Origin of the sequence: Microcoleus sp. LEGE 07076, assembly GCF_015207455.1 — a bacterium.
Taxonomy (GTDB): domain Bacteria; phylum Cyanobacteriota; class Cyanobacteriia; order Cyanobacteriales; family Microcoleaceae; genus Microcoleus.
The window spans coordinates 1-2341 of record NZ_JADEWV010000414.1; the positions used below are offsets into that span (position 1 = coordinate 1).

General features: G+C 44.6%; 1 protein-coding gene. It reads left to right on the forward strand.

The window, feature by feature from the left end; genetic code table 11:
• Positions 1-608 precede the first annotated feature (608 nt).
• Positions 609-2258 (forward strand): group II intron reverse transcriptase/maturase, encoded by a 1650-nt coding sequence (gene ltrA, locus IQ270_RS29770; RefSeq protein WP_193976699.1) that lies wholly within the window; start codon positions 609-611, stop codon positions 2256-2258.
• Positions 2259-2341: the final 83 nt, after the last annotated feature.

Here is a 2341-nt window from a genome sequence, read left to right on the forward strand (position 1 = left end):
AGTTCGCGCGACCTGAACTGGTCATCTAGAAAGGGAATCCTAATTCCCAGCAGCTTCGCACCTGCTACCTTCACGTAAAAGACTCGAAAGAGTCCGGTCACGTCTTTAGTAAGCAATGAAAGAGATGGAATGCAGACCACGCAAGCAACCGAAACTGACAGCCTAAGTCGGTCAGGAGCGAGAAGGAAAATCCCTCATGGTTAACGCAAGTGAATTGTCATTTAAACTGCGTAAGTACAGAAGAGCCAAATAAGGCTGATAGGCTCTAGCCAAAAGGCAAGTGGGTGGATTGACGGTTGAACTCTCCGAAAATCGGGCGAACATACCCCCACCGCAGAATAGACAAAACCTAACAGGGACTGAAAAACTGGACGATACAACAGGGTAAGCCCCACAGAGTCTAAGAGAAGTCGATATCCTTAGTAGGTCTGAGGCAACAAAGACGGAATTCTCTGAAGGGTAAAGGATGGAGGAAAAAGCGAATGCTGGCTTGTAATGAGTCGGATAGAGGTTGAAGCATCACCTCTGACCGAAAGGAATAGCAGACTTCCTCTGGGTCTTATACGAAAGAAACTTTTTCAAAGGAATTCAATCTAAGGACAAGTTAGATGATGTCATCACTGGCAACAAACAGACCAAAGAGACAACTTGAAGATTGGAACCAGATTAACTGGAAGAAAGTTAACAAGTTTGTTAGAAACCTACGTCAGAGAATCTTTCGTGCGAGAAAACTTGGTAACTACCGTAAATTACGAAGTTTGCAGAAGTTAATGTCACGAAGTCACGCAAACTTACTATTGTCTGTTCGACGTATCACCCAGACCAATCAAGGTAAAGCTACGGCTGGAATAGACAAAGAGATTGTCAATACCCCACAAGCAAGGGTGATTCTGGTAAATAACTGGAATGGGGGAAACCTTAAACCTACCCGAAGGGTGGAAATACCAAAACCTAACGGAAAGAAACGACCGCTTGGTATCCCGACCGTGCGCGACAGAATTGAACAGGCAATAGTAAAGAACTCACTGGAACCCGAATGGGAAGCTTTATTTGAAGAACACTCTTACGGGTTTCGACCGGGGAGATCGTGCAATGATGCAATTGCACAATGTTTTATAAGATTACGCGACACCAGGGATACTTGGGTTTTAGAAGCTGATATCAAGGGATTCTTCGACAATATCGCCCATAAATCCATTCTGAACATGATGAGCAACTTCCCTAAAAAGGAACTCATTAAAGAATGGTTAAAAGCGGGTTTTGTGTTCCAAGGGAAGTTTAACTCCACGGAACAAGGCACACCACAAGGTGGAGTAATTTCACCTTTGCTAGCCAATATTGGATTGCATGGTTTAGAAGCTTATATAAAAGCCACCAACCCAAAACTTGGCGTGGTGAGATACGCAGATGACTTTATTGTCACAGCCAGAGACAAACATAGTCTCGAAACAGCCCAAAACTTGATTCAAGCATGGATGTCAGAACGAGGTCTTGAACTCAGTGCTGAGAAGACACTAATTACGTCAATGGAAGATGGCTTTGACTTTTTGGGGTTCAATTCCCGACACTACAACGGAAAGCTCCTTATCAAACCCTCCAAGAAGAAGGTTTTAGCCTTCTGCAAGCGGTTGGGTGAGGAAATCAAAAACCTCAGTGGTGTAAAACAAGAAGTCCTCATCAAAAAGCTTAATCCAATTCTCAGGGGTTTTGCTAACTACTACAAAGGGGTGGTAAGCAAACAAACCTACAACTATATCTCACATCGAGTATGGCAATACCTTTGGCGTTGGGCAAAGCGCAGACATCCCAACAAAAGTACAAAATGGGTACGCAATCGTTACTTCAAAACCATTAAAGGTAATCAATGGACGTTCACAGCCATCACAAACGACAGGCAGAACAAAAGAAAGGAGGTTGTCCTATACCCAATTGCATCCACTCCCATTGAACGCCATATAAAGGTCAAAGGTGACGCTAGCCCAGATGACCCCTCGTTGAAAGAGTATTGGAACAAACGCCACCAGAAGTTTGGGAAAACTCGCTTCGATAAAGGAACCAAAGCTTATAAGATAGCAGAAAACCAAGACTGGAAGTGTCCAGAATGTGGTGAGCCTTTACTCAACGGGGAAGAAATCGAAACCCATCATATAGCACCTGTTGCCGAAGGCGGAACAGACGACATGGAAAACCTTCGACACTTACACAGAGCGTGTCACAAACAGGTGCATAAAACCCAAGTTAAATCTCGCTTGAAGTAAGGCTTGAGCCGGATGAGTGCAAAAGTCTCATGTCCGGTTCTTAGGGGAGGGGAGAGGGGCGACCCTCGAACCTCACCCGACAA

What these genes read in the sequence shown, in the direction of transcription:
- ltrA (WP_193976699.1), top strand. Translation starts at nt 609, where the DNA reads ATGATGTCATCACTGGCAACAAACAGACCAAAGAGACAACTTGAAGAT.